Below are 24767 nucleotides of genomic sequence, written 5' to 3' on the forward strand. Positions count from 1 at the left end.
CGCTGGAGGCAGGGCCGATCGCGTTGAAGACTTTATGGCCCTGGAACGCCGGCCTGTGCAGATTGCGAAATCGCCTCGCTGCGTCCTATCAATAGGACGATGAGAGACCTCAACGACCTCTATTACTTCGTCCAGGTGGTGGATCACGGCGGCTTCGCGCCCGCCGCGCGAGCGCTGGGCATGCAGAAGTCCAAGCTCAGTCGACGTATCGCCTTTCTGGAGGACCAACTGGGCACGCGCCTGATCCAGCGATCGTCCCGCAAATTCTCGGTTACGGAGGTCGGTCAGGAATATTACCGCCACTGTCTGGCCATGCTGGTCGAGGCCGAGGCGGCCCAGGCCGTGATCGACAATGTCGCGGCCCAGCCGCGCGGCGTCATTCGCGTCGCCTGCGTGCCGGGGCTGCTGACCTATCAGATGGGCGGGCTGATCGCGCGCTTCATGGCCGTCTATCCCGAGGTCGAGGTGCATCTGCACAGCACCAGCCGCCGGGTGGACGTCATCGGCGAGGGTTTCGACCTGGCTATCCGCGTGCGCGAGCCGCCGCTGGAGATGACGGACCTGGTTATGCGCAAGCTGGACGAGAGCGTGCACCGCCTTGTGGCTGCGCCCGATCTGATCACGCGGTTTGCGCCGCCTTCCGGCCCGGCCGACCTGGCGGGCTGGCCCAGTCTGGATTTCGGTCCGGCGCACCGCGACCACGTCTGGTCCCTGCACCATAAGGACGGCATGACCGCCTCGGTTCGCCATTCTCCGCGTCTGGTGACCGACGATCTGCACATGCTGCATGAGGCGGCGGTGCAGGGGCTGGGCGTCGCCCTGTTGCCGACCGTGGCGGTGGTGCGCGATCTGCATGACGGGCGTCTGGTCGACCTGCTGCCGGATTGGCGGCCGAAGAAGTGGATCGTCCACGCCGTCTTCCCCTCACGACGAGGCCTGCTGCCGTCGGTGCGGATGCTGCTCGATTTCCTGGCCGAAGGCTGTGCGGAACAGCAGGCGCATGGCGAAGCGGTGAGGTGAGCGACTCAGACCAACGGCTGACGACGTCTTCAGGGAGCCGAAGTCCAGCCCTGGCGTTGCCTAGACGCTAGACCGGGCAAGAGCCGCGATGATGCTCATGAAGACGACCGAGGCGCCGTGTTCCGATGGACTGACCTGGTCCAGCGACGACCAACCGGGTCTGACGCGGCGACGGAGCGGTCGCGGTTTCTGTTATCGTGATCCGAACGGACGCCTGATCCGCACGAGAGAGGTTCTGGAGCGCATCCGCGCCCTGGCCATCCCGCCCGCCTGGGAAGACGTCTGGATCTGCGCCGACGCCAGAGGCCATATTCAGGCGACCGGCCGCGATGCGCGAGGCCGCAAGCAATACCGATATCACCCCGATTGGACAGCCCATGCCGCCTCGCACAAGTTCGCGCGCCTTCCGGCCTTCGCGAGTCGCTTGCCGCGCCTGCATGATCGGGTTGAACAGGATCTGTCGCTGCGGGGGCCGCGCAAGGACAAGGTGCTGGCTACCGCAGTGCGTCTGCTGGAGCTCACCCTGATCCGGATAGGCAACGCCGCCTATGCCCGCCACAACCGCAGTTTCGGTCTAACGACCCTGTGCAAGCGGCACCTGGAGGTCGACGGCTCGGTCCTGACGTTCGAGTTCCGGGGCAAGAGCGGCAAGGAACATCGGGTGAAGGTCAGCGATCGGCGCCTGGCGCGGGTGTTGCGCAGCCTGGAGGGCCTTCCGGGCCAGCATCTGTTCAAATACCGCGACGCCGAGGGGACGCTGTGTGCGATCAGTTCGGACGACGTGAACGCCTATATTCACGAAGCCATGGGCGAGCAGTTCTCCGCCAAGGATTTTCGCACCTGGGCCGCCACTGTCTCGGCTGCGCGAGCCTTTTGCGAGATGGCGCCGCCCGCCTCCCAGGCCGAGGCCCGACGCAACGTCTCGACCTGCATGAAGGCGGTGGCGGGTCTGTTGGGCAATACGCCTACGGTCTGCCGGGCCTCCTATGTCCATCCGCGCGTGATCGAACTGTATGAAGCCGGGACCATTGCGAACCTGCTGCCGGGGCCGGACGCTCGGCGGTTCGACGCCCGGCTGGCGAAACTGCTGGATGAGGCCGCCTAGGCCCAGGCCTCCAGAACCTCGTCGCACTCCGCCGTTTCGATCTGCTGGCCGAAACGGTCGTGGTAGAGGTCGAGCAGGGCGTCGTGCGACTGATCCGAGGAACTGCACAGGGCGTCGGAGACCACCACCACCCTGAACCCAAGGTCCACGGCCCCCAGGACGGTCGCCAGCACGCACATGTCGGTCTCCGCTCCCGTCACCACCAGGGTGTCGACCTGGCCCGTCATGAGGGCCGTCGCCAGGCCGGTATCGAGCCAGGGCGAATAGTGCGCCTTGTCCAGCACCCTGGCGGGCGGGGTGAAGGCCTGAAGCTCGGGCAGCAGCTCGACGCGCTCCTCGCCGAGGTTCTCGAGCGTGATCGACGCCCATCGCTCCCAATAGCGCCGCCAGGTCCCCCGTCCGTCGCCGGGCGAGCGCGCGGGTATGAAGCGGGTGAAGCAGGTGCGCTCGGCCTTGCGCTCGCACAGGCGCACGACCACCGGCAGGACGCGGGGCATCCACGGGGTGCGCCACGCCGTGTCCTCGGCGAACAGCCTTTGCATGTCCACGCACAGATGGACCGCGTTGGCCGGGATGCGGCCGAAATGGATGCCGGAAGCCATGCCTGCGCCAAAGCTTAGGGCTTCGAGTGGTTCCCGCCGATCAGGCCGCGTCCCGCGTCGCCGCCTGAGGATCGTAGTTGAGGATGGGCGCCAGCCAGCGCTCGGCCGTCTGCACGTCCCAGCCCTTGCGGGACGCGTAATCCTCGACCTGATCGCGGTCGATCTTGCCGACGCCGAAATAGTGGCTGCCCGGATGGCCGAAGTAGAGGCCGCTGACCGAGGCCGGGGGCGACATGGCGAAGCTTTCCGTCAGCTCCATCCCGGCGTTGGTCCCGGCGTCCAGAAGGCGGAACAGGGTGGATTTTTCCGTGTGGTCGGGCTGAGCGGGATAGCCGGGGGCGGGGCGGATGCCCTGATACTTCTCCTCGATCAGGTCCTGCACTGAGGTTTGTTCGTCAGGGACGTAGCCCCACAACTGGGTGCGGACTGCCTTGTGCAGACGCTCGGCGAAGGCTTCGGCCAGACGGTCGGCCAGGGCCGTGGCCATGATGGCGGAATAGTCGTCGCCCGCCGCCTTGAACTCGGCCGCCTTTTCCAGCTCGCCGTGACCGGCGGTGACGGCGAAGGCGCCCAGGTAGTCGGCGCCGTCCTCGGCGACGAAGTCGGACAGGCACAGGTTCGGCTTGCCGTTGGACTTCTTGATCTGCTGACGCAGGCCGTGGAAGCGGGCGGCTTCGGTCGTCCGGGTTTCGTCGGTCCAGACCACGACGTCGTCGCCACGCGCATTGGCGGGCCAGAAGCCGACGACGCCCTTGGCCGTGAACCACTTCTCCCCGACGATGCGCTTCAGCATGGCCTGCGCGTCGCGGAACAGATCCTGCGCCGCCTCGCCGACAATCTCGTCCTCAAGGATCAGGGGATAGCGGCCGATCAGCTCCCAGCTGGCGAAGAAGGGCGTCCAGTCGATGTGGTCGGCCAAGTCCTGCAGGTCCCAGGCCTCATAGGCGCGCACGCCGAGGAAGGAGGGCGCCGGGGCAGGGCGTTGCGCCTCCTCCGGCCGCCAGCGGTTGACGCGCGCCTGGTCCAGGCTGGCGCGGGCCTTCACCTCCTGCCCACGGGCGTATTGCTCGCGGATGCGGACGTATTCCTCGCGCGTCGCTGCCTCGTTCTTCGCCTTGTCGGTTTCGGACAGCAGGCCGGACACCACGCCGACCGCCCGGCTGGCGTCGATGACATAGGTGGTCGAGCCCTTGCGGTAGTTCGGCTCGATCTTCACCGCCGTATGTGTGCGGCTGGTCGTGGCGCCCCCGATCAGCAGCGGAATGTCGAAGCCGCGCCGCTCCATCTCGGCGGCGACGAAGGTCATTTCGTCCAGCGAAGGCGTGATCAGCCCCGACAGGCCGACGATGTCGACCTTGTGCTCTATGGCGGCGTCCAGGATGCGGTCGGCCGGGACCATGACGCCCAGATCGACCACCTCGTAATTGTTGCACTGAAGCACGACGCCGACGATGTTCTTGCCGATGTCGTGGACGTCGCCCTTGACCGTGGCCATCAGGATCTTGCCCGCCGCCTGACGCGCCTGACCGGCCTTTTCGGCCTCCATGAAGGGTTCAAGGTGGGCCACGGCCTGTTTCATGACGCGGGCGGACTTCACCACCTGCGGCAGGAACATCCGCCCCGAGCCGAACAGGTCGCCGACCACGTTCATCCCGTCCATCAGCGGGCCTTCGATGACGTGCAGCGGCCGCTCGGCGGCCTGACGGGCTTCCTCCGTATCCTCGACGATATAGTCGGTGATGCCGTGGACCAGGGCGTGTTCGATGCGCTTGGCGACGGGGGCGTCGCGCCATCTCAGATCGACTTCCTTGACCGCGCCCTTTTCGCCCTTGTAGCGGGGCGCCATGTCCACCAGCCGCTCGGTATTGGAGACGTTCGTCCGCTGCGGCCGGTTCAGGATCACGTCCTCAACGGCTTCGCGCAGTTCGGCGTCGATGTCGTCATAGACGGGCAGGTCGCCCGCATTGACGATGCCCATGTCCAGACCGGCGTTGATGGCGTGGTACAGGAAGACGCTGTGGATCGCCCGACGCACCGGCTCATTGCCACGGAAGCTGAACGAGACGTTTGACACCCCGCCCGAGACGCGGGCGTGGGGCAGGGTGGCCTTGATGACCTTCGTCGCCTCGATGAAGTCGACGGCGTAGTTGTCGTGCTCCTCGATCCCGGTCGCCACGGCGAAGATGTTGGGGTCGAAGATGATGTCCTCGGGCGGGAAGCCGACCTCATTGACCAGGATGTCATAGGCGCGGGTGCAGATCTCGATCTTGCGCGCGGCGGTGTCGGCCTGGCCGACCTCGTCGAAGGCCATGACCACCACGGCGGCGCCGTAGCGCAGACACTGGACGGCATGGTGGCGGAAGGCGGCCTCGCCCTCCTTCATGCTGATCGAGTTGATGATCGGCTTGCCCTGAACGCACTTCAGACCCGCCTCGATCACTTCCCATTTGGAGGAGTCGATCATGATCGGCACGCGGGCGATGTCGGGCTCGGCCGCGATCAGGTTCAGGAAGGTCCGCATGGCGACGGGGCCGTCCAGCAGCCCTTCGTCCATGTTGACATCGATGACCTGGGCGCCCGCCTCGACCTGCTGACGCGCGACCGACAGGGCGGCGGGATAGTCGCCCGCGATGATCAGTTTCTTGAACTTGGCCGAGCCGGTGACGTTGGTCCGCTCGCCGACGTTGATGAAGACAGGACGCATCACGACACCAACTCAAACGGTTCCAGGCCCGACAGGCGCAGGGCTGTGGGGCGCTCCGGCACGGCGCGCGGGGTCACGTTTGCGACCTCTTCGGCGACGTGGCGGATGTGGTCGGGGGTGGTGCCGCAGCAGCCGCCGACGATGTTGACCAGGCCCGACTGCGCCCATTCCTCGAGGAAGTGAGCCGTTTCGTGCGGCTGCTCGTCATACTGGCCCATGGCGTTGGGCAGACCCGCGTTGGGATAGGCGCTGACCAGGGTGTCGGCGATGCGGCTCAGTTCAGCGATGTGCGGCCGCATCAGCTCGGCACCCAGGGCGCAGTTGAAGCCGACGGCGAACGGCTTGGCGTGGCGGATCGAGTTCCAGAAGGCTTCCGCCGTCTGGCCGCTGAGGGTGCGGCCCGAGCGGTCGGTGATGGTCCCCGAGATCCACAGGGGCAGGGGTTCCAGCCCTTCGTCCTCCAGATCCTTGATCGCCTTGATCGCGGCCTTGCAGTTCAGGGTGTCGAACACCGTCTCGATCAGGAAGATGTCGACCCCGCCGTGGTGCAGGGCGCGGGCCTGCTGCTTATAGGCCTCATAGACCTCGTCGTAGGTGACGGCGCGATAGCCGGGGTCGTTGACGTCGGGGCTCAGCGACAGGGTGCGGTTGGTCGGGCCGATGGCGCCGGCGACGAAGCGGGGCTTGTGCGGCTCTTTCGCGGTCCAGCGGTCGGCGACCTCGCGCGCGATGCGGGCGCCCTCATAGTTCAGGTCATAGACCGCGTCTTCCAGACCGTAATCGGCCTGGGCGATTGTGGTCGAGGAGAAGGTGTTCGTCTCCGAAATGTCCGCCCCGGCGGCGTAATAGACGTCGTGCAGGTCGGCGATGATGTCGGGCCGCGTGAGGATCAACAGGTCGTTGTTGCCCTTTTGCGGGTGGTTGTGCTGGCGGAAGCGCGCGCCGCGGAAGTCTTCTTCCGTCAGCTCGCGGCGCTGGATCATCACGCCCCAGCTGCCGTCCAGCACCAGAATGCGCTCTTTCGCCGCCGCGTGAAGAGCGGCGATGCGGTCGGCGCGGGTCAGGGGGGACGTCATCTACGCAACAGCCTTGGTTTCACGCACGCCCAGAACCCGACAGATCGCATAGACCAGCTCGGCCCGGTTCAGGGTGTAGAAGTGGAAGTCCGAAAAGCCCTCTTCCTGAAGGCGGGCGCAGGTCTCGGCGGCGATGGAGGCGGCCAGCAGCTTGCGCGTCTCCGGGTCGTCGTCCAGCCCGTCGAAATGGCCAGCCAGCCAGTCGGGCAGGGCCGCGCCGCACGCCGCCGTCATCCGCTTCAGACCCGCAAAGTTGGACACCGGCATGACGCCGGGGATCAGGGGAATGGTCACGCCCGCCGCCCGCACCCGGTCGCGGAAACGAAGGAAGGCCTCGATGTCGAAGAAGAACTGCGTCACGGCGCGCGTGGCGCCTGCGTCCACCTTGGCCTTCAGCACCTCGATGTCGTGGTCGATGGACGGGCTTTCCGGGTGCTTTTCCGGATAGGCGCCGACCGTGACCTCGAACCCGCCGATGCGGCTGAGGGCGGCGGTCAGTTCGGTGGCGTTGGCGTAGCCGTCGGCGCGGGGGGTATAGGCGCCGCCGATGCCTGCGGAGCCCGGCGGGTCGCCGCGCAGCGCGACGATGTGATCGACGCCGATGGCCTTGTAGCCCTCGATGACCTCATCGACCTCGGCGCGGCTGGCCTCGACGCAGGTCAGGTGGGCGGCGGGACGCAGGGTGGTCTCGCTGATGATGCGCTGGACCGTGCGGTGCGTCCGCTCGCGCGTCGAGCCGCCCGCGCCGTAGGTGACGGAGACGAAAGCGGGGTTCAGCGGCTCCAGTCGCCGGATCGCCGACCACAGATTGGCCTCGGCCGCGTCCGTCTTGGGCGGGAAGAACTCGAAGGAGACGTTGACGCTGCTGCGGTTGGAACCGGCGCGCGCGACCGGGCCCAGCGGCGACAACAGCAGGGCGCGGGCTTCGGCCAAATTCAGCGAGGATGCGGAGGAGGGGGCCATCAGGCGGTCTTTCGGGCGGTCTGGGCGGCGCGTTCGCCGGTCCAGATGTGAACGGTCAGCCCTTCGGTGTCGGGGGGCAGGGCGATGGGCGCCGAGGGCGTCAGGCCCGCCTCGGTCAGCCATTCGCGGATCTCGGCGTCCGGGAAGCCCAGACGGCGGTGCTGATGCGCCTCGCGCAGGTGCTCGAAATTATGGGGCGCGAAGTCGACGATCAGCAGCTTGCCGCCCGGCATGACCAGACGCGCGGCTTCAGCCACGGCCGCGGCGGGATCAGCGAGGTAGTGCAGCACCTGATGGACGATCACCAGATCGGCGCTTTCGTGAGGCAGGCGGGTCGAGAAGATGTCGCCGTGGCGAAGTTCGACCTTGTCCAGCCCCGCCTTGGAGACATTGGCGCGGGCGATGTTCAGCATGTTCTGCGACAGGTCGAGGCCGACCGACATCTTCGCCTTCTTGCCGAACAGGGTCAGCATCCGGCCCGAGCCGGTGCCTAGATCGACCACGCGCTCGAACGGACCGGAGCCGGCGGCGCGCTCAACCGCCGCCTCGACGGCGCTTTCGCAGACATAGAGGCTGCGCATCTGGTCCCACTGAGGCGCGATCTGTTCGAAGTAGCGGGCGGCGTCGATGGCGCGCTCCTTGCGCACCTCGTCCAGACGGCGATGGTCGGCCTCGCCCTCGCCGTCGTCCAGCAGGTCCAGCACGGTGTCGATCAGACGCCGCGACAGGGCGTCGTGCGACAGGCGGTAGAAGACACGCGCGCCATCGGGGAATCGCTCGATCAGCCCGGCGTCCGCCATCAGCTTTAGATGGCGCGAGACACGCGGCTGGCTCTGGTCCAGAACGCGCGACAGCTCCATCACCGACAGCTCTTCCGCTGCCAGTAGGGACAGGACGCGCAGGCGGGTCGGTTCGCCGGCGGCGCGCAGGGCTTCAACAGTCTGGTCGGCGGTCAGCGTCATAGGTCGTATAAAGATATCCTTATACGCTTATGCAAGCAAAATCTGGTCGCGCGCGTCTTCTATCCGCGTAATGCAGGCACGGATCGTTCGTTCTGCGTCTGGAATAGGGGACTAGACCGCCCCGAGGAGCAGATTTTCAGTCTGCGACAGGCGTCTTCAGCGGCTCGTCCGCGAAGTGGGCGGAGAGATTCTGCAGAAGCAGCATCAGCATTCCCTGCACCGCTTCGGTCGTGGCGCCGCCGGTGTGGGGCGTCAGGACGGTGTTGGGCACCCCCGACCAGCGTGCGGCCTCGGTCGGTTCCTGGGCGAAGACATCCAAGGCCGCGCCGCCCAGACGGCCGTCCTTCAGGGCCGCGATGACGGCGTCCTCGTCCACCAGTTGTCCGCGCGCGACGTTGACCAACAGGCCGGATGGCCCGAGCGCCTCGATCACTTCGGCCGAAATCAGGCCCCGGTTGCTCTCGTCCGCCCGGCAGGCGACGACGAGGACGTCGGAGCCGCGCGCCAGATCGATCAGGCTGTCGGCGCGAGGCCAGGCCGTCTCCTTCTCTCGCGGCGCCCACCAGCGGATATCCATGCGCATGACCTCGGCGCGACGCGCCACAGCTTCGCCGATGTGGCCCAGGCCGACGATCCCCAGTCGCTGACCGCCCAGCGAGGTGGTGATGCTGCGCGTCGACAGCTTCCATTCGCCCGCGCGGATGGTGCGGTCGCCCTCGGCGATCTGGCGGCGCGCGGCCAGGATCAGGCCGATGGCGTGGTCGGCCACGTCTTCGTGGTTCACGCCGGGCGCATGGGTGACGGGCAGGCCGCGCGCGCGGCACCACTCGACGTCGATGCCGTCGTATCCAGCCGTGAAGCAGGCGATCAGCGACAGATTGGGCAGGCGCTCGATCAGCGCCTTGTCCAGTTCGAACTCGCCCGCGACGATCAGGGCGCGGATGTCTCCAGCCGCCTCGACCGGCGGGCCTTCCCAGAAGCGATAGACATCGTAGGCGCCTTCCAGGAAAGCGCTCAGCGGGGCCAGATGCCGCTGCATGATCAGGACGGCGGGGCGCTGGGTCATGAACGCAGACTATCCCGCTTTCGCCGGAGCGCCAGCCCAAAGCAGAACGGCCTCCCATGAAGGGAGGCCGCTCATTGTCAGTCGATCAATCGGATCAGCGACCGAACTTCTGGTGCTGGATGCGCTTGGGAATGATGCTGTCCGCGCCCAGGCGGCGCATCTTGTCCTGTTCATAGGCTTCGAAGTTGCCCTCGAACCATTCCACGTGGCCGTCGCCTTCGAAGGCCAGGATGTGGGTGGCCAGACGGTCCAGGAACCAGCGGTCGTGGCTGATGACCACGGCGCAGCCGGCGAACTCTTCCAGAGCCTCTTCGAGGTTCTGCAGGGTTTCGATGTCCAGGTCGTTGGTCGGTTCGTCGAGCAGGATCAGGTTGCCGCCGGTGGCCAGGGTCTTGGCCAGGTGGACGCGGTTGCGCTCACCGCCCGACAGTTGGCCGACCTTCTTCTGCTGGTCGCCGCCCTTGAAGTTGAACGAGCCGACGTAAGCACGCGTGTTGATCTCGCGCTTGCCGACCATCATGACGTCGGTGCCGCCCGAGATGGCCTGCCAGATGGTGTCGTCCGGCTTCAGGTCGTCGCGCGACTGGTCGACATAGGCCAGCTTGACGGTCTCGCCGACCTTGATCGTGCCGCCGTCGGGCTCTTCCTGACCGGTGATCAGCTTGAACATGGTCGACTTGCCGGCGCCGTTGGGGCCGATGACGCCGACGATGCCGTTGGGCGGCAGCTTGAAGTTCAGATCGTCGAACAGAACCTTGTCGCCATAGGACTTCTTCAGGCCGCTGACTTCCAGAACGACATTGCCCAGACGGGGGCCGGGCGGGATCTGGATGGCGGCGAAGGTCTGGGCCTTGGCGGAGTTCTCCTGCTCGGCGACCATCTTCTCATAGGCGGCCAGACGGGCCTTGGACTTGGCCTGACGGGCCTTGGCGCCCGAGCGGACCCATTCCAATTCGCGGGTAAGGGCGCGCTGGCGGGCTTCGGATTCAGACTGTTCTTGAACGACGCGCTTGGTCTTGGCTTCCAGCCACGAGGAGTAGTTGCCCTCGTGCGGGTGGCCCTTGCCGCGGTCCAGCTCCAGCGTCCACTTGGTCACCTGATCCAGGAAGTAACGGTCGTGGGTCACCAGGATGACGCAGCCGGGGAAGTTCTCGAGGTGGTGCTGCAGCCAGGCCACCGACTCGGCGTCCAGGTGGTTGGTCGGTTCGTCCATCAGCAGCATGTCGGGCTTCGACAGCAGCAGGCGGGCCAGCGCCACGCGGCGCTTTTCACCGCCGGACAGGTTGGTGACTTCCCAATCGTCGGGCGGGCAGCGCAGTGCGCCCATGGCCTGATCGATGCGGCTGTCGATGTCCCAGACGTCGCCGGCGTCGATCTTCTCCTGGAGGGCGGTCATCTCCTCCATCAGCTCGTCGGTGTAGTTTTCACCCAGCTCATTGGCGACTTCGTTGAAGCGGTTGACCCACTGCTTCTCTTCGCACCAGGCCTCGACGTTCTGGCGAACGTTCAGGTTCGGGTCGAGCTGCGGCTCCTGCTCCAGATAGCCGCGCTTGACGCCGTCGGCGGCGCGGGCCTCGCCCTGAAACTCGTGGTCCAGGCCGGCCATGATCTTCAGCAGGGTCGACTTACCCGAGCCGTTGACCCCGACGACGCCGATCTTGGCGTCGTTGTAGAAGCTGAGCCAGATGTTCTCGAAGACCTTCTTGCCGCCGGGATAGGCCTTGGTCAGGCCCTGCATCTGGAAGATATATTGCTGCGCCATGCGTCGCGTCGCGCCCTTGATTCAGTGCGGATGGGGAAGTTGCCGGGGGATGTAGCGATCCCGAGGGCTTTGGGCAAATCTTCGGACGCCGACGCGGCTTTTCGATGGCGGTCTTCAGCGAGCGGGAAGAACGGCTTCCAGGGCGCGGGTGAAGCCGACCGGGGCGACGGTCAGGTGGTCCTCGTCCTCCAGGACGACGGAACTGATCTTCAGGCCGGGATAGCCGCGCGATTCCAGATTCCGCTGCAACGTCTGCATGTCGCCGACCATGTCGGCCTCGCTGTTGCGGCGGGTGGGGCCAGGTTTCTCGTGACCGCCCACATACATGAAGACCTGGCCCTGAAGATCGCGATGGTTGCGGGCGTAGTCGGCCTCGACCCCCATCATGTAGCCCTTGTCGTACCAGAGCGACGGACTGCCCAGGACGTAGGACTGGAACATCGCCGGGTCGCTGAACAGGATCTGCGCGCCCAGCAACCCGCCGTAGGAATGGCCCAGCAGCACGCGGCGCGACGGATCGGCGCGGAACGTCTTCTCGATGAAAGGCAGGGCCTGGGTCTTCAGATAGGTCTGATAGGCTGCGCCGCCGCCGTGCACGGCGGCGCCGGAGCTGCGCGGGCCGTTGGGAGTCGGGGTGTAGTCGCGGCGGCGGCTGTCGGCGCCCTTGTCGCCCTCGGCGTACGACAGGCCGACCAGGATGAACTCCTGCACGACCGGTCCATCCAGATTCACACGACGGGCGATCTGGCGGATGATGGGGAAGGCGTAGTCCGCGTCGGTGACGTAGAGGGTCGGGTAGCGGCGGCCGGGGTTGGCTTCATAACCGGCGGGCAGGCTGACGAAGACCTGATAGTTCCGGCCGGACACGGGGTCGGGCACGCTCCAGACCTGGGTGCCGGTCAGCACATAGGGGGCGCCTTCGGCGGCGGCGCCTGGCTCGGAGAGCGGTGTCCCGGCGTCGGCCTTTTCGCTGCAGGCGCCGAGAAGAAGGGCGCCTGTCGTGAACATGGCGATCGCCGCCGCCGCGCTGAAAACCCGCATCCATTCCCTCCAAGCTGTGCCGTTGGCGCAGGTTTCGGGGCAAATGCGGCGAGGGAAGGGCGAGGACGTCAGGCGTAGTTGAAACTGATGGAGATGCGCTGTTCCTCGGCGCGATTGGCGGGCACCTCGTGGCGCAGCCAGCTTTCCCACATCAGCACCGTGCCGGGCGCGGGCTTCAGATAGACGAAGGGCTGTTCGGCCTCGCCGGCGTCGGCGGTCAGGCCGGGGCGGGCCATCATCATGGCGAGGCGCGGGTCTTCGATCTTCAGGGAAGAGGCGCCGTCGGGCACGTGAATATAGATCGTGCCGGACAGGATCGCGTGCGGGTGGATGTGGCCGGTGTGGCCGCCGCCGGGCATCAGGACGTTGACCCACAGATTGTCGAGCTGAAGCTTCTTGGCCAGGTCGAAATTCAGGGCCTTGGCGAAGGCCGCCGCCTGCTTGTCCAGCAGGCGTTTCAGCGTCGCGAACTCTGGAAACCGCTGCGGCAGGTCGTTGATCGAGCCGTAGGACGTATAGCCCGGATAGTGATTGGCCCGGCACCATTCGATCCCGGCCTCGTCCTCCTCGGCCATGACCAGGCAGAGGTCGAGCAATTCCTCATGCAGTTCCGCCCAGCCGCGCGAAGAGGCGAGGGAGGCGTCATAGACCTGGGTGGCGAAAAGGGATCGCAAGGACATGGCGGGTGCAATAGCCCTTCTCCCACAAGGGGAGAAGGGTGAGAAAGCCGGTTCTAGAAGCCGAGATCAGCCTCGCCGCGCAGGATCGCCTCCGCCTGCTGACTATGCTTGGCCCCGGCGCGGTCATGCAGGATCAGGGGCGGCAGCAGGCGCAGCGGCGCCTTGCCGGTCTTGATCGCCTGGACCAGCACGCGCTTGGCCGGCTGATCGGCGTAGGGCTGGATCGGGCGGATGGCGAACGATCCCGCCTTGGGCGACAGCAGGCTCAATATGTCGGCCAGGCGGTCGGCGCGGTGGATGATGACGATGCGGCCTCCCTCGCGAACAGCCTTCAGCAGGAAGCCGGCCCAGGCGGTCAGGCCGTCGTCGGCCATCCAGGCGCCGAGTTTGCCTTCGGCGGGCGCGCGCAGGGCGGCGGGATCGTCGAAAAAGGGCGGGTTGCTGATCGCCCAGTCGAACGGCGGCAGGCCCAGGGCGCGAAAGCCGCGCGCCACGTCGCCGTTCACGATGGTCGTACGCGCCTCGGCGCCGTTCAGCCCGGCGTTCTCCCGCGCCAGCGCGGCCGCGGCCGCGTCGCGCTCCAGCCCCGTCAGTTGGACATCGGCGCGCCGGGCGGCGACCTGCATCAGCACGGCGCCCGCGCCGCAGCCGGCCTCGATCAGTCGTTCGCCGGGCCGGGCTTCGATCGCTGCGGCCAGCAAGGCGGCGTCCATGCCCGCGCGATATCCCTTGGCGGGTTGGCGCAAGCGGACGCGGCCGCCCAGAAGAGCGGATTCGGTCACCTCTGCGGCGACAGTAAGGGATGACTCGGCTTGACCCGTCATGGCGCCGCCACCATTGTGCGCCGCATCGCGTCCGGGCAAGCGGATGCGTGTGAATTTCGGGCGAATCTCCCCCTTCGCCCCTGTGCTGAAAGAGATTTTCGTGGACGCAGCTCTCGCCGTCGCCTCCCGTCCCAAGGGCGATGTGGACGCCCTGGTTCGTCTGGCCAAGGACGACATGGCGGCGGTCGACGCCCTGATCATCGCGCGGATGCAGTCCGACGTGCCGGTGATCCCCTTGCTGGCGGAGCATCTGGTGTCGGCGGGCGGCAAGCGTCTGCGCCCCCTGCTGACCGTCGCCGCCGCGCGCGCGGTGGGCCAGACGGGCGCCATCGAAGGCCCCAAGAAGCTGGCCGCCTCGGTCGAGTTCATCCACACCGCCACCCTGCTGCACGACGACATCGTCGACGGCTCGGAAATGCGCCGGGGCAAGGTCGCGGCGCACCTGATCTGGGGCGCGGCCTCGTCGGTGCTGGTCGGCGACTTCCTGTTCGCGCGCGCTTTCGAACTGATGGTCGAGACGGATTCCCTGCGCGCGCTGGGCATTCTGGCCACAGCGTCGGCCGTGATCGCCGAGGGCGAGGTGCTGCAACTGACGCGCGCCCACGATCTGAACCTGGACCTGGACACCTATCTGCAGATCATCCGGGCCAAGACGGCGGAGCTGTTCGCCGCGGCCGCCGAATCGGGCGCGGTCGGGGCGGGCGCGACGGACGAACAGGTTGCGGCCTTGCGTGACTACGGCATGGCCCTGGGCATCGCCTTCCAACTGGCGGACGACGCGCTGGACTATGGCGGCGCGACCGAGACCCTGGGCAAGAACGCCGGAGACGACTTCAACGAGGGCAAGGCCACCCTGCCGCTGCTGCTGGCCGTTCAGCGCACCAAAGGGACAGAAGATCTGTTCTGGGATCGCGTCATCACCAAGGGCGACCGCAAGCCCGAGGATTTCGACCGCGCCCGCGAACTGATCATCGGCAGCGGCGCCGTCGCCGCCACGCTGGACACGGCCGGCGACTACGCCGACCGAGCCAAGGCGGCCTTGCAGGTCCTGCCCGCCGGGCCGTGGCGCGCGGCGCTCGAGGCCCTGGCCGACTTCGCCGTCAGCCGGGCGACCTGATGCTGGCGGGCGTCCTGCTGGTCGGAGCGATCCTCGCCATGCAGGATGCGCCGCGTTTCACCATGCCCGCCTCGCCCGGCGACGCCCTGACCGCCGAGGTGTTTCGCCTGAACCCGGATGCGGTCGAGGCGCAGGTGAAGGCCTTGTTGGGTTCCGCCGCGGATGCGGAGGCGGATGAAGCCGATCCGGACCAGCCGCGTCCACCCCTCGACGAGATCATGATCCAGTCTTCCGGTTTGCTGAACATGGCCTATCGCCAGGGTTCGCTGCCGGTCGGGCCGGTGGTCCTCTATGCGGGCCCCGATGCGGATCACGCTCCCGACGCCGCCTGCCGCCTGACCCGCCGCCTGGACGCCGAGATAGACAACTCCGCCGAGGCGACGGAATGGTGCCTCGGGTTCGTGCTGAAGCTGGCGCCGACCCTGGTGTTGCCGCCGGCGCCGATTCATTAGGGGCCATTGACGGCCTGTGACCCTCCCCATCGAAAGGGGAGGGCTTTCAGGGCCTCTTACTTCAGGCTGGCGCAGAAGCGCTGGATGCGGGTGCAGGCCTCTTCCAGCACCGCGTCCGAGGTCGCGTAGCTGATGCGGAAGTAGGGGCTCAGGCCGAAGGCCGCGCCCTGGACCACGGCCACGCCCTCGGCGTTCAGCAGTTCGGCGGTGAAGATCTCATCGTCCGCGATGACCACGCCCGACGGCGCCGTCTTGCCGATCAGGCCCTCGATCGACGGATAGACGTAGAAGGCGCCTTCCGGCTTCGGACAACGGATGCCCGCCGCCTGATTCAGCATGGAGACGACCAGGTCGCGGCGCTTTTCAAAGGCCGCGGCGCGGACGGGCAGGAAGTCCTGCGGGCCGTTCAGGGCCTCGACCGCCGCCCACTGGCTGATGGACGAGGGGTTGGAGGTCGTCTGGCTGGCCACCTTGCGCATCAGATCGATCAGGGGCTTGGGGCCGCCCGCATAGCCGATGCGCCAGCCGGTCATGGCATAGGCCTTGGACACGCCGTTGACCGTCAGGGTGCGGTCGTAGAGGTCGGGCGCGACCTGGGCGATGGTGACGTAGTCGAAGCCGCCGTAGACGAGGTGCTCGTACATGTCGTCGGTAAGGATCCAGACCTGCGGATGCTTGCGCAGCATCTCGGCCAGGGCTTCGAGTTCGGCGCGGGTATAGGCGGCGCCGGTCGGGTTCGACGGCGAGTTGAGGATGATCCACTTGGTCTTCGGCGTGATGGCGGCGTCCAGAACCTCGGGACGCAGCTTGAAGCCGTCGGCTTCCTGACCGATCACAGTGACGGGCTCGCCGCCGGCCAGCAGCACCATGTCGGGATAGGAGACCCAGTAGGGCGCGGGCACGATTACCTCGTCGCCGGGGTTCAGCGTCGCCACCAGCGCGTTGTAGATCACCGGCTTGCCGCCCGAGGCGACGTGGATCTGGTTGGTTTCGTAGGTCAGGCCGTTTTCACGGGCGAACTTGGCGACGATGGCGGCCTTCAGCTCGGGCATGCCGTCCGCGTCGGTGTACTTCGTCTCGCCGCGGTTGATGGCCTCGATGGCCGCCGCCTTGACGTTGTCCGGGGTGTCGAAGTCCGGCTCGCCGGCGCCCAGGCCGATGACGTCGCGGCCCTGACGTTTCAGCTCGCGCGCCTGAGCGGTCACGGCCAGGGTAGCCGAAGGCTTGACGCGGGCGAGGGAGGCGGACTGAAGGCTGGACATGGCTATCCTGTCTGGAGGATGTGGAGAGTGCCGGGGAGGCGAAGGCTTGATACGCAACCCCGCAGGGCCGCACAACGTTTGTGCGCGTCGCGGACGATCAAAAGGCGATTTGGGCGAAATTTATGCGGCGCATCGTCGATTTCCTGCTGAACATGGAGGCCAGACGGTGGCGAACCCTGGCCGTCACCCTGCTGCTGCTTGCGGGAATCATCGCTCTGTTCGCCCTGGGCAAGACCCAGTTGGCGCTGGGCGCAGAGGACCGGCTGGAAGACTGGCTGGCGGGCTATCGCATCGGCCCGTGGGGCCTGGTCGCGGCGGTGGTGGTCTTCACCCTGTCCGCTTTCATCGGCGTGCCGCAGTTCCTGCTGATCGCCGCCTGCGTGGTGGCTTTCGGGCCGTGGTTCGGCTTCCTCTATAGCTGGATCGCCACTATCGCCTCGGCGGCCGTGACCTATTGGCTTGGGCGCGGACCGACCGCGCACACGCTGGAACGCTACGGCGGCGGGACGGTGGAGCGCATCCGCCGGTTTGTCGGCCGCAACGCCTTTTCGGCCAGCTTCATCATCCGCAACGTGCCCTCGGCGCCCTTCATCGTCGTGAACATGGCGTTTGGGGCGGTGCGCGCTTCATTCCCGGCCTACCTGGCGGGATGCGCCCTGGGGGTGCTGCCCAAGACGGCGCTGGTGGCCTTCTTCGGAGGCTCATTCATGGCGGCGGTCAGCGGCGACGGCGTGTGGACCTCGGTGATCCTGGCGGCCGTCGCAGGCGTTTGGCTTGTATTGATGCTGGCGGTGCGCGAGTGGGTGAAGCGCCGCGAGGCCGCACGCAATCTGTCAGTCGATTGATCGGAGAACGACCATGCTGAAGCTCTACTATTCCCCCGGCGCCTGTGCTGTCGCCTCGCATATCGGCCTGGAAGAGGCGGGTGCGGATTATGCGATCGAGAAGATCGACCTGCGCGCCGGCCAGCAGCGGACGCCGGAGTATCTGGCGATCAACCCGGCGGGCGTGACCCCGGCGCTCCAGACCTCCGAGGGCGTGATCACCCAGAACGCCGCCATCCTGGCCTATGTCGCCCAGACGCATCCGCACGCTCAACTGGCCGACCTGGATAATCCGTTCGAATTCGCGCGACTGCAGGCTTTCAACGGCTGGCTGGCGTCCTCGCTGCACCCGGCGATCGGCAAGGCGCTGTTCTCCAAGCCGCCGCTCGAAGGCGAGGCCAAGGACGAGGCCGTCAAGGTCGCGTTGGAGAAGTACGACCTGGCCGAGAATCATCTGCTGGCCGGTCCCTGGGTCATGGGTGAAGATCATTCGATGGCGGACGGTTATCTGATGGTTTTCACCCGCTGGGCGCGCCAGGCGGGCCTGTTGGACAAGACCCGTTTCCCGAAGCTCAACGCTCATCTGGACCTTGTTCAGTCGCGCCCGGCCGTGCAGCGCGTGCTTCATGCCGAGGGTATTCCGGCCGTCTGATCCGAACGCCCCGCAAGCGGGGCTGGAAAGCTTGACCGGCAAGGCTTTCAAGCCTTGCCGTGACAAGCCTGTGATCGAGAAGTCATAGGCGCTTGCAATCCCTGCGGCATGAGGGCAAACGGGCCTGTAGTCGGCTCGGCGAAGACGGTCAGGACAGCTTTGCGGTCAGCGTGAAGCGGGGGTAGGGCGTCGCCACAGCGGACGAATGAAATTCACGCCCTTGCAGGCCCGAACTAAAGCGGTAACCGACGCCCATGCTTTCACCCCTCTTCGGCATGATTTCCAATGACATCGCAATGGATCTGGGGACGGCCAACACCCTGATCTACATGCGCGGCAAGGGGATCGTCCTGAACGAGCCGTCGGTCGTCGCCCTGCGCAACGTCGGCGGCCGCAAGATCGTCCACGCCGTCGGCCTGGAAGCCAAGCAGATGCTGGGCCGCACCCCCGGCCACATGGAAGCCATCCGCCCGATGCGCGACGGGGTCATCGCCGACTTCGAAGTCGCCGAAGAGATGATCAAGCACTTCATCCGCAAGGTTCATAACCGCAAGGGCTTCGTGAACCCGAAGATGATCGTCTGCGTCCCGTCGGGCGCCACGGCCGTCGAACGCCGCGCCATCAACGATTCCTGCCTGAACGCCTCGGCCCGCCGCGTCGGCCTGATCGACGAGCCGATGGCCGCCGCGATCGGCGCCGGCCTGCCGATCCATGAGCCGACCGGTTCGATGGTCGTCGACATCGGCGGCGGCACGACCGAAGTCGCCGTGCTGTCGCTGTCCGGCATCGTCTATTCGCGTTCGGTCCGCGTCGGCGGCGACATGATGGACGACGCCCTGATCGCCTATATGCGCCGCAACCATAACCTGCTGATCGGCGAGACGACCGCCGAGCGCATCAAGAAGGACATCGGCACCGCCCGCGTCCCGGCCGATGGCGAAGGCCTGTCGATCGAGGTCAAGGGCCGCGACCTGATGCAGGGCGTGCCGCGCGAAGTGAAGATGAGCGAACGTCAGGCGGCGGAAGCCCTGGCCGAGCCGGTCTCGCAGATCGTGGAGGCCGTGAAGGTCGCCCTGGAGGCCACGCCGCCGGAACTGGCCGCCGACATCGCCGACAAGGGCATCATGCTGACGGGCGGCGGCGCGCTGTTGCGCGGCCTGGACGCCGAGATCCGCGACCACACGGGCCTGCCGGTGCAGGTGGCGGACGACCCGCTGTCCTGCGTCGCCATCGGCTGCGGCAAGGTGCTGGAGCACCCGTCGTGGATGAAGGGCGTGCTCGAGTCGTCGCTCTGAGGCTGATCGGCCTGTCGTCGGCGCCGCAATCCTGAAGAGGGGGCGGTTTCAGCGACAGGCCCGCACCGTCGGCGGGCCTCGGTCCGCCGATTTCTAAGCTCTAGCAGGAAGGCTGGCCGTGGCGTTTCGCGACGGACCGTTCGAGAATCTGAAGGTGCCGCTGGCCTGGACGGCCGCGGTCATGGTCGTCGGCGGCATCGTCGCTGCGATCATGCTTCTGCTCGCCGATCGACCACAGCCGGGCGCGGATGACCTTCAGCCGGCGCAGGCCGCGTTCGACACCGCCGCAGGAACCACGGGCGGCGTCCTCGCCGCTCCGGTGCGCTGGACCGGCGACGCCGTCGATTACGTCAAAGGCTATTTCTTCGCCGTGTCGGAGAACCGTCGCCTGCGTCGCGAACTGGCGGAGATGAGCGCCTGGCGGGACGACGCCATGGCGTTGAAGAATCTGAACGCCCGCTACGAACAACTTTTGGGCCTTCAGACCGAGCCGCCCATCGCCATGACGGCCGGCCGCGCCATCACCGACGTGCGCGGTCCGTTCGCCCGGTCGCGCCTGCTGAACGTCGGCGCCGGCAAGGGCGTGCGTGTCGGCAATCCGGTGCTGAGCGAGCACGGCGTCGTCGGCCGCATCTCGGGCGTTTCCGGCGTGCATAGCCGCATGGTGTTGCTGACCGACGTGGCCTCGCGCATCCCGGTCATGGTCGAGCGCACGGACGCCCGCGCCATGCTGACCGGCGACGGCAGCCGCAGCCCGCGCCTGGACTATGTGCGGGGCCAGGGGGCGGTGCAGGACGGCGACCGCATCCTGACTTCGGGCGACGGCGGCGGCTTTCCGCGCGGCCTGCCGGTCGGCGTGGTGGCGAAGGGGGTCGACGGCTCCTGGCGGGTCAAGCTCTACAGCGACCGCACGGCCATCGACTATGTGCGGGTGCTGCTGTTCCAGGACTTTGGCCAGCTGGCCGACCAGAACGCCCTCAACGCCGCGCCCCTGGCCAGCCTGAACACGGCGCCGCCGCCGAATGCCGCGCAGGCGGCTGCGATCCAGGACGTGGCTGTTCGCCGCGCCGCCGCCGCCCGCGCCGCCGCTGAACGCGTCCGCGCCGCCAACGCCGCTCCGCCGCCTGCGCCGGTCGCGTCGCCGCCTCAACCCACGACGCCGGCGCCGCCCGCGCCCGACGGAGGCCGCGAGTGAGACGGACGATCACGGTGCGGATGGTCGGTCCGATGCAGTGGATCGGCTACCCGGCGCTGATCGCCGTCGCCGCCACCATCCTGTTCGCCATTCCGCTGCGCCTGTTCGGCCTGACTCTGCCCGAGCCGGTCTGGCCTATGGTTCTGGCTTTCGCCTGGCCGTTGATCCGTCCGTCCATGCTGGCGCCGGCGGTGTTGTTCGGCCTGGGCGTCTTCCTGGATTTCTTCTGGGGCGGTCAGGTCGGGATGTGGGCGCTCAGCCTGCTGCTGATCTACGGCGCGATGCTGCTGGCGTCCAAATATCTGGCCGGTCAGGCGACCATCGTCCTGTTCGCCCTCTATGTCGCGTCGACGGGCCTGGCGTTCGCGGTCGCCTATTTCGTGACGCGCGGCAGCCTTGGGAATGCTCCCAATCTACTGGCTGTTATGGGGCAGATGATCCCGACGCTGCTGCTCTTCCCCCTGGCTGACTGGCTGATCGAGCGTTTTGACGACGCGGACGTGCGATTCCGATGAGCAGCGAACCGCATATCTTCTTTTCCGACGTGAACGAGCGGCAGGGCTCCTTCCTGCGGCGCACCATGCTGCTGGGCGGGGCGACGGTCGTGGGCGGGCTGGCCCTGGTCGGACGCCTGGCGCATCTGCAGCTCTTCAAGTCGGAAGAGTTCGCCACCCTGGCGACGCGCAACCAGTTCAACTTCCGCCAGGTGCCGCCGCCGCGCGGTCTGATCAAGGACCGCAACGGCGTGGTCATCGCCGGGAACCGGCCCAGTTTCCGCGTCCTGGTCGTGCGCGACGAAACCAAGGATCTGGACCAGACGCTGGATCTTCTGGGTCAGCTTCTGCCCGACACTCTGGACCGTCGCCGCACCATCATTCGCGAGGTGAACGCCGCGCCGCGTTTCTCGCCTGTTCCGGTCAAGAGCGACCTGACGTGGGAAGAGTTCTCAAAGGTCAACCTGCACGCGGCGGAGCTGCCGGGCGTCATGGCCGACATGAACGAGGCCCGCTACTATCCGCACGGCGGCGCCTACGCCCATGTGGTCGGCTATGTGGCCAAGGTGTCGGACCGCGACGTGCAGGCCATCCGCGACAAGGGCGAGCAACCGCCCGCCATCCTGTTCAACCCCGGCTTCCGCATCGGCCGTCAGGGCATTGAAAGATCTCTGGATCTTGATCTGCGCGGCGTGGAGGGCGGCAAGCGGGTCGAGGTCAATGCGCGCGGTCGCGTCGTGGCCGAGGACATCGCCGGATCACGCCCGGCGGTGCAAGGCTCCGAAGTCGTCCTGACGCTGGACAACGACGTCCAGCAACGCGCGCTGGAGGTCTTCGGCGAAGAGGCGGGCAGCATCGTCGTCATGGACGTCCGCAACGGCGACATCCTGGCCATGGTGTCGTCGCCGTCGTTCGACCCCAACCTGTTCGTCTCGGGCGTGCCGTCCAAGATCTATCGCGCCCTGGCCGATTATGAGCGTCGGCCTCTGTTGGACAAGGCTCTGAGCGGCACCTTCGCGCCGGGCTCGACCTTCAAGCCGATCGTCGGCCTGGCGGCGATGAAGCGGGGCCTGGACCCCAGCCGCCGCATCGTCTGCAACGGCAGCTTCTATCTGGGTCGGCGGTTCGCCTGCCTGGGACGGCATGGGGCGCTGGATCTGCGCGGCGCCATCAAGGCGTCCTGCAACGTCTACTTCATGACCCTGGCGAGCGAGATGGGGCCGGACGCCATCGCCGAGACCGCGCGCGACATGGGCTTCGGCCAGACCTTCGATATCGGCATTCCCGGACAGAAGGCGGGGTTGGTCCCCGACCGGGAATGGCGCCGGAAGAATCCGGTGCGCGGCGACGGCAAATGGTATCCGGGCGAAAACCCCAGCTATGGCATCGGACAGGGAGCCCTGACCGTGAACGCCTTGCAGTTGGCGGTCTACACGGCGCGGATCGCCAATGGCGCCAAGGCGGTGTCGCCGCGTCTCATCAAGTCCGTCGGCGGAGTAGAGCAGGGCGGCAGCGCCTTCGCCGACCTGCCTTACGATCCCCAGATGCTGCAGGTCCTCCGCGACGGGATGGAGGCGGTGACCGCCGCCGGGGGGACGGGCTTCCGAAACAGCCAGTTGGGGCTGGGCACGGTCAAGATGGCGGGCAAGACCGGCACCGCTCAAGCGCGTAACTACGGCTCCGGGTCGCGCAAGGGGGCCGGGCGCCCCTGGGACCAGAAGGACCACAACCTGTTCGTCGCCTATGCGCCGACCGACAATCCGCGCTACGCGGTCTCGGTCATCGTCCAGCACGGCGGCCTGGGCGGCGGTACGGCCGGGGCGCCGCGCGCGCGCGAGGTGATGAAGGTCGCCCTGCTGAAGGACCCCGAAATCCGCGCCCGCATTGAATCGGCCGGCTTCGAGGCCCAGGAAGACGCCGGCGTCCGTGAGGCCGAGGCCCGGGGCGAGCCGATCGACAGCGCGGATGTCGGCGCCGCCGTCCCGCCCCCCCTGACGGAGCCCGGACAATGACCGCATCCGCCCTGACCCGTCCCGGCGAGCGCGACCGCCTGTCCAGCAAGTTCGCCGAGCTGGATTGGCGCATCATCGGCCTGTTGTGCATCCTGGCCGGGATCGGCACGGCCATGCTGTATTCCATCGCGGGCGGTCACTGGCAGCCGTGGGCGGTCAAGCATCTGATCCGCTTCGGCGTCCTGCTGGCGGCCATGATCGGCATGGCCATGATCCATCCGAAGTGGTGGTTCCATGCGGCCTATCCGTTGTACGGCGTGCTGCTGTTCATGGTCATGCTGGTTGAGTTCACGCCGCTGGGCTACACGGCTGGCGGGGCCAAGAACTGGCTGCACCTCGGCTTCATCCGCATTCAGCCCGCCGAGTTCGTGAAGATCGGCCTCGTGCTGGCCCTGGCGCGTTGGTATCATAGCCATTCGGCCCAGGACGCCCGCTGGTCGTGGAAGCTGCTGATTCCCGCAGGGCTTGTCGGCGTCCCCTTCATCCTTGTCGCCAAGCAACCGGACCTGGGCTCGGCCATGATCATCGGCCTGACCGGAGCGGTGATGATGTTCATGGCGGGGTTGAGCTGGCGCGTCATCGCCGCGGGCGTGGCGGCCGCCGTGGCGGTCATTCCGCCCTTCGTCATGTTTGGGATGCACGACTATCAGCGCAATCGCGTGCTGACCTTCCTGAACCCGGAAGCCGACCCGTCGGGCACGGGCTACAACATCATCCAGTCCAAGATCGCCCTGGGCTCAGGCGGCCTGATGGGCAAGGGCTACGGCCTGGGCAGTCAGAGCCAGCTGGAATTCCTGCCCGAGCGCCACACCGACTTCATCTTCTCGACCGTGTCGGAGGAGTTCGGCTTTCTCGGCTCCTTCACCGTTCTGGCCTGCTATGTCGCGCTGATCCTGATCTCGCTGCGGATCGCGGCGCTGTCGCACAGCCACTTCGGCCGTCTGAGCGCGGCGGGAATGACGGCCTTCGTCGCCCTGTTCGTCCTGATCAACGGCGCCATGGTGATGGGGCTGGCGCCGGTCGTCGGCGTGCCCATGCCGATGCTGTCCTACGGCGGCTCGTCGATGATGACGGTGATGGTCGGCTTCGGCCTGGTCCTGTCGACGCGGGTGCATCGCTATGTCGAACTGCCGAAGGGGCAGGGGCTGTTCTAATCACCCGCGCGGGCGTTAGGCTGTCGCCATGACCGTTCAGACGCCCGCCGCCGAAGCCGCCGACATCCCCAAGGCCGATCCGTCCATGTTCTCGGACTGCGGCGACACGCCCTGTCCTCAGCCCGTCATGGCCGACCCCAGGAATGAGGCGGCGGTGCAGGCCGAGGGCGTGCGGATGCGCGACAACCCGGCGGAATGGGCCTTCGTCCGCCTGTCCAAGCTGATCGAGGAGTTTGAAGCCAATCTCGACAAGGATGAGGAGATCGGCGCGCGCGTGGTCGGCCTGCCGGGCGACGGCACGATGCAGATCATGGACGTCGGCTTCTGGGGACCGGACCTGATCATGTTCTTCGGCCGGAACGCCGACGGCAAGCCGGTCCGACTGATCCAGCACTACAGCCAGATCAATGTGGTGCTCAGCGCTGTAAAGAAGCCGGAGGAACGCGAGGCGCGCCGCATCGGCTTCCAACTCAGCGAGATGGTCCAGAAGACCAATCCGAAATAG

Annotated in this window: 23 protein-coding genes; 12 read left to right on the top strand and 11 right to left on the bottom strand. The window is 67.0% G+C overall.

Going from position 1 to position 24767, the window contains the following annotated elements; translation table 11 throughout:
- Positions 1-99: 99 nt before the first annotated feature.
- A complete protein-coding gene (locus ACWGL1_RS08845; RefSeq protein ID WP_452111774.1) occupies positions 100-1020 on the top strand; it encodes a LysR substrate-binding domain-containing protein in 921 nt (306 codons plus the stop codon).
- Positions 1021-1108: 88 nt separating this feature from the next.
- On the top strand, positions 1109-2125 hold the full coding sequence (locus tag ACWGL1_RS08850) for a DNA topoisomerase IB (protein ID WP_452111775.1): 1017 nt from the start codon (positions 1109-1111) through the stop codon (positions 2123-2125).
- Here the strand turns inward: ACWGL1_RS08850 and ACWGL1_RS08855 are convergent.
- From ACWGL1_RS08855 to ACWGL1_RS08900, 10 genes are all read right to left on the bottom strand, one after another.
- Entirely contained in the window at positions 2122-2727 is a 606-nt protein-coding gene (locus ACWGL1_RS08855; RefSeq protein ID WP_338578546.1) for a cysteine hydrolase family protein, read from the bottom strand. The genes ACWGL1_RS08850 and ACWGL1_RS08855 overlap by 4 nt on opposite strands.
- 40 nt (positions 2728-2767) lie before the next feature.
- Positions 2768-5431 carry a methionine synthase gene (gene metH, locus ACWGL1_RS08860; RefSeq protein WP_452111856.1) on the bottom strand — a complete coding sequence of 888 codons (2664 nt, stop codon included), beginning with the start codon at positions 5429-5431 and terminating at the stop codon, positions 2768-2770.
- Positions 5431-6507, bottom strand: a complete 1077-nt coding sequence (locus ACWGL1_RS08865; protein ID WP_452111776.1) for a homocysteine S-methyltransferase family protein — start codon at positions 6505-6507, stop codon at positions 5431-5433. Before ACWGL1_RS08865 ends, metH begins: the two co-directional genes overlap by 1 nt.
- A complete protein-coding gene (gene metF / locus ACWGL1_RS08870) occupies positions 6508-7470 on the bottom strand; it encodes a methylenetetrahydrofolate reductase [NAD(P)H] (protein ID WP_338578548.1) in 963 nt (320 codons plus the stop codon).
- On the bottom strand, positions 7470-8432 hold the full coding sequence (locus ACWGL1_RS08875; RefSeq protein WP_338578549.1) for an ArsR/SmtB family transcription factor: 963 nt from the start codon (positions 8430-8432) through the stop codon (positions 7470-7472). Before ACWGL1_RS08875 ends, metF begins: the two co-directional genes overlap by 1 nt.
- Before the next feature lie 136 nt (positions 8433-8568).
- Entirely contained in the window at positions 8569-9498 is a 930-nt protein-coding gene (locus ACWGL1_RS08880; RefSeq protein ID WP_338578550.1) for a 2-hydroxyacid dehydrogenase, read from the bottom strand.
- A 94-nt stretch (positions 9499-9592) separates the two neighbouring features.
- Positions 9593-11260: an energy-dependent translational throttle protein EttA gene (gene ettA / locus ACWGL1_RS08885; protein ID WP_338578551.1), complete on the bottom strand. Its 1668-nt coding sequence runs from the start codon at positions 11258-11260 to the stop codon at positions 9593-9595.
- A gap of 114 nt (positions 11261-11374) precedes the next feature.
- Positions 11375-12301 (bottom strand): alpha/beta hydrolase, encoded by a 927-nt coding sequence (locus tag ACWGL1_RS08890; protein ID WP_452111777.1) that lies wholly within the window; start codon positions 12299-12301, stop codon positions 11375-11377.
- Between the two features lie 68 nt (positions 12302-12369).
- Positions 12370-12981, bottom strand: coding sequence for a TIGR02466 family protein (locus ACWGL1_RS08895; protein ID WP_452111778.1), 612 nt, complete (start codon positions 12979-12981; stop codon positions 12370-12372).
- Positions 12982-13034: 53 nt separating this feature from the next.
- Positions 13035-13805, bottom strand: coding sequence for a tRNA1(Val) (adenine(37)-N6)-methyltransferase (locus ACWGL1_RS08900; RefSeq protein WP_343829641.1), 771 nt, complete (start codon positions 13803-13805; stop codon positions 13035-13037).
- 142 nt (positions 13806-13947) lie between these two features.
- Here ACWGL1_RS08900 and ACWGL1_RS08905 point away from each other — a divergent pair, with 142 nt between their 5' ends.
- Together ACWGL1_RS08905 and ACWGL1_RS08910 are read left to right on the top strand one after the other, a co-directional pair.
- Positions 13948-14922, top strand: coding sequence for a polyprenyl synthetase family protein (locus ACWGL1_RS08905; protein WP_343829835.1), 975 nt, complete (start codon positions 13948-13950; stop codon positions 14920-14922).
- Positions 14922-15374 (top strand): hypothetical protein, encoded by a 453-nt coding sequence (locus tag ACWGL1_RS08910; RefSeq protein ID WP_452111779.1) that lies wholly within the window; start codon positions 14922-14924, stop codon positions 15372-15374. Before ACWGL1_RS08905 ends, ACWGL1_RS08910 begins: the two co-directional genes overlap by 1 nt.
- A 56-nt stretch (positions 15375-15430) precedes the next feature.
- Here ACWGL1_RS08910 and ACWGL1_RS08915 read toward each other — a convergent pair whose 3' ends face one another.
- Entirely contained in the window at positions 15431-16636 is a 1206-nt protein-coding gene (locus ACWGL1_RS08915) for a pyridoxal phosphate-dependent aminotransferase (protein WP_452111780.1), read from the bottom strand.
- A gap of 122 nt (positions 16637-16758) precedes the next feature.
- Between ACWGL1_RS08915 and ACWGL1_RS08920 the strand changes: the two genes are divergently transcribed.
- The 8 genes from ACWGL1_RS08920 to ACWGL1_RS08955 all read left to right on the top strand — a co-directional run bounded on the left by ACWGL1_RS08920 (position 16759) and on the right by ACWGL1_RS08955 (position 24767).
- Positions 16759-17481 (top strand): TVP38/TMEM64 family protein, encoded by a 723-nt coding sequence (locus ACWGL1_RS08920; RefSeq protein ID WP_452111781.1) that lies wholly within the window; start codon positions 16759-16761, stop codon positions 17479-17481.
- 13 nt (positions 17482-17494) lie between these two features.
- Positions 17495-18112 (top strand): glutathione S-transferase family protein, encoded by a 618-nt coding sequence (locus tag ACWGL1_RS08925; RefSeq protein ID WP_452111782.1) that lies wholly within the window; start codon positions 17495-17497, stop codon positions 18110-18112.
- A gap of 254 nt (positions 18113-18366) precedes the next feature.
- On the top strand, positions 18367-19407 hold the full coding sequence (locus ACWGL1_RS08930; protein WP_291774770.1) for a rod shape-determining protein: 1041 nt from the start codon (positions 18367-18369) through the stop codon (positions 19405-19407).
- 118 nt (positions 19408-19525) lie between these two features.
- Positions 19526-20602: a rod shape-determining protein MreC gene (gene mreC / locus ACWGL1_RS08935; RefSeq protein WP_452111783.1), complete on the top strand. Its 1077-nt coding sequence runs from the start codon at positions 19526-19528 to the stop codon at positions 20600-20602.
- Positions 20603-20622: 20 nt separating this feature from the next.
- On the top strand, positions 20623-21117 hold the full coding sequence (locus ACWGL1_RS08940; RefSeq protein ID WP_409450071.1) for a hypothetical protein: 495 nt from the start codon (positions 20623-20625) through the stop codon (positions 21115-21117).
- Positions 21114-23108, top strand: coding sequence for a penicillin-binding protein 2 (gene mrdA / locus ACWGL1_RS08945; protein WP_312220117.1), 1995 nt, complete (start codon positions 21114-21116; stop codon positions 23106-23108). Before ACWGL1_RS08940 ends, mrdA begins: the two co-directional genes overlap by 4 nt.
- Positions 23105-24262 (top strand): rod shape-determining protein RodA, encoded by a 1158-nt coding sequence (gene rodA / locus ACWGL1_RS08950; RefSeq protein ID WP_291774782.1) that lies wholly within the window; start codon positions 23105-23107, stop codon positions 24260-24262. Before mrdA ends, rodA begins: the two co-directional genes overlap by 4 nt.
- Positions 24263-24290: 28 nt before the next feature.
- Complete coding sequence (locus tag ACWGL1_RS08955; protein ID WP_338578557.1) at positions 24291-24767, top strand: DUF6173 family protein; 477 nt, start codon at positions 24291-24293, stop codon at positions 24765-24767.

This window comes from Brevundimonas sp. NPDC055812 (genome assembly GCF_053616535.1).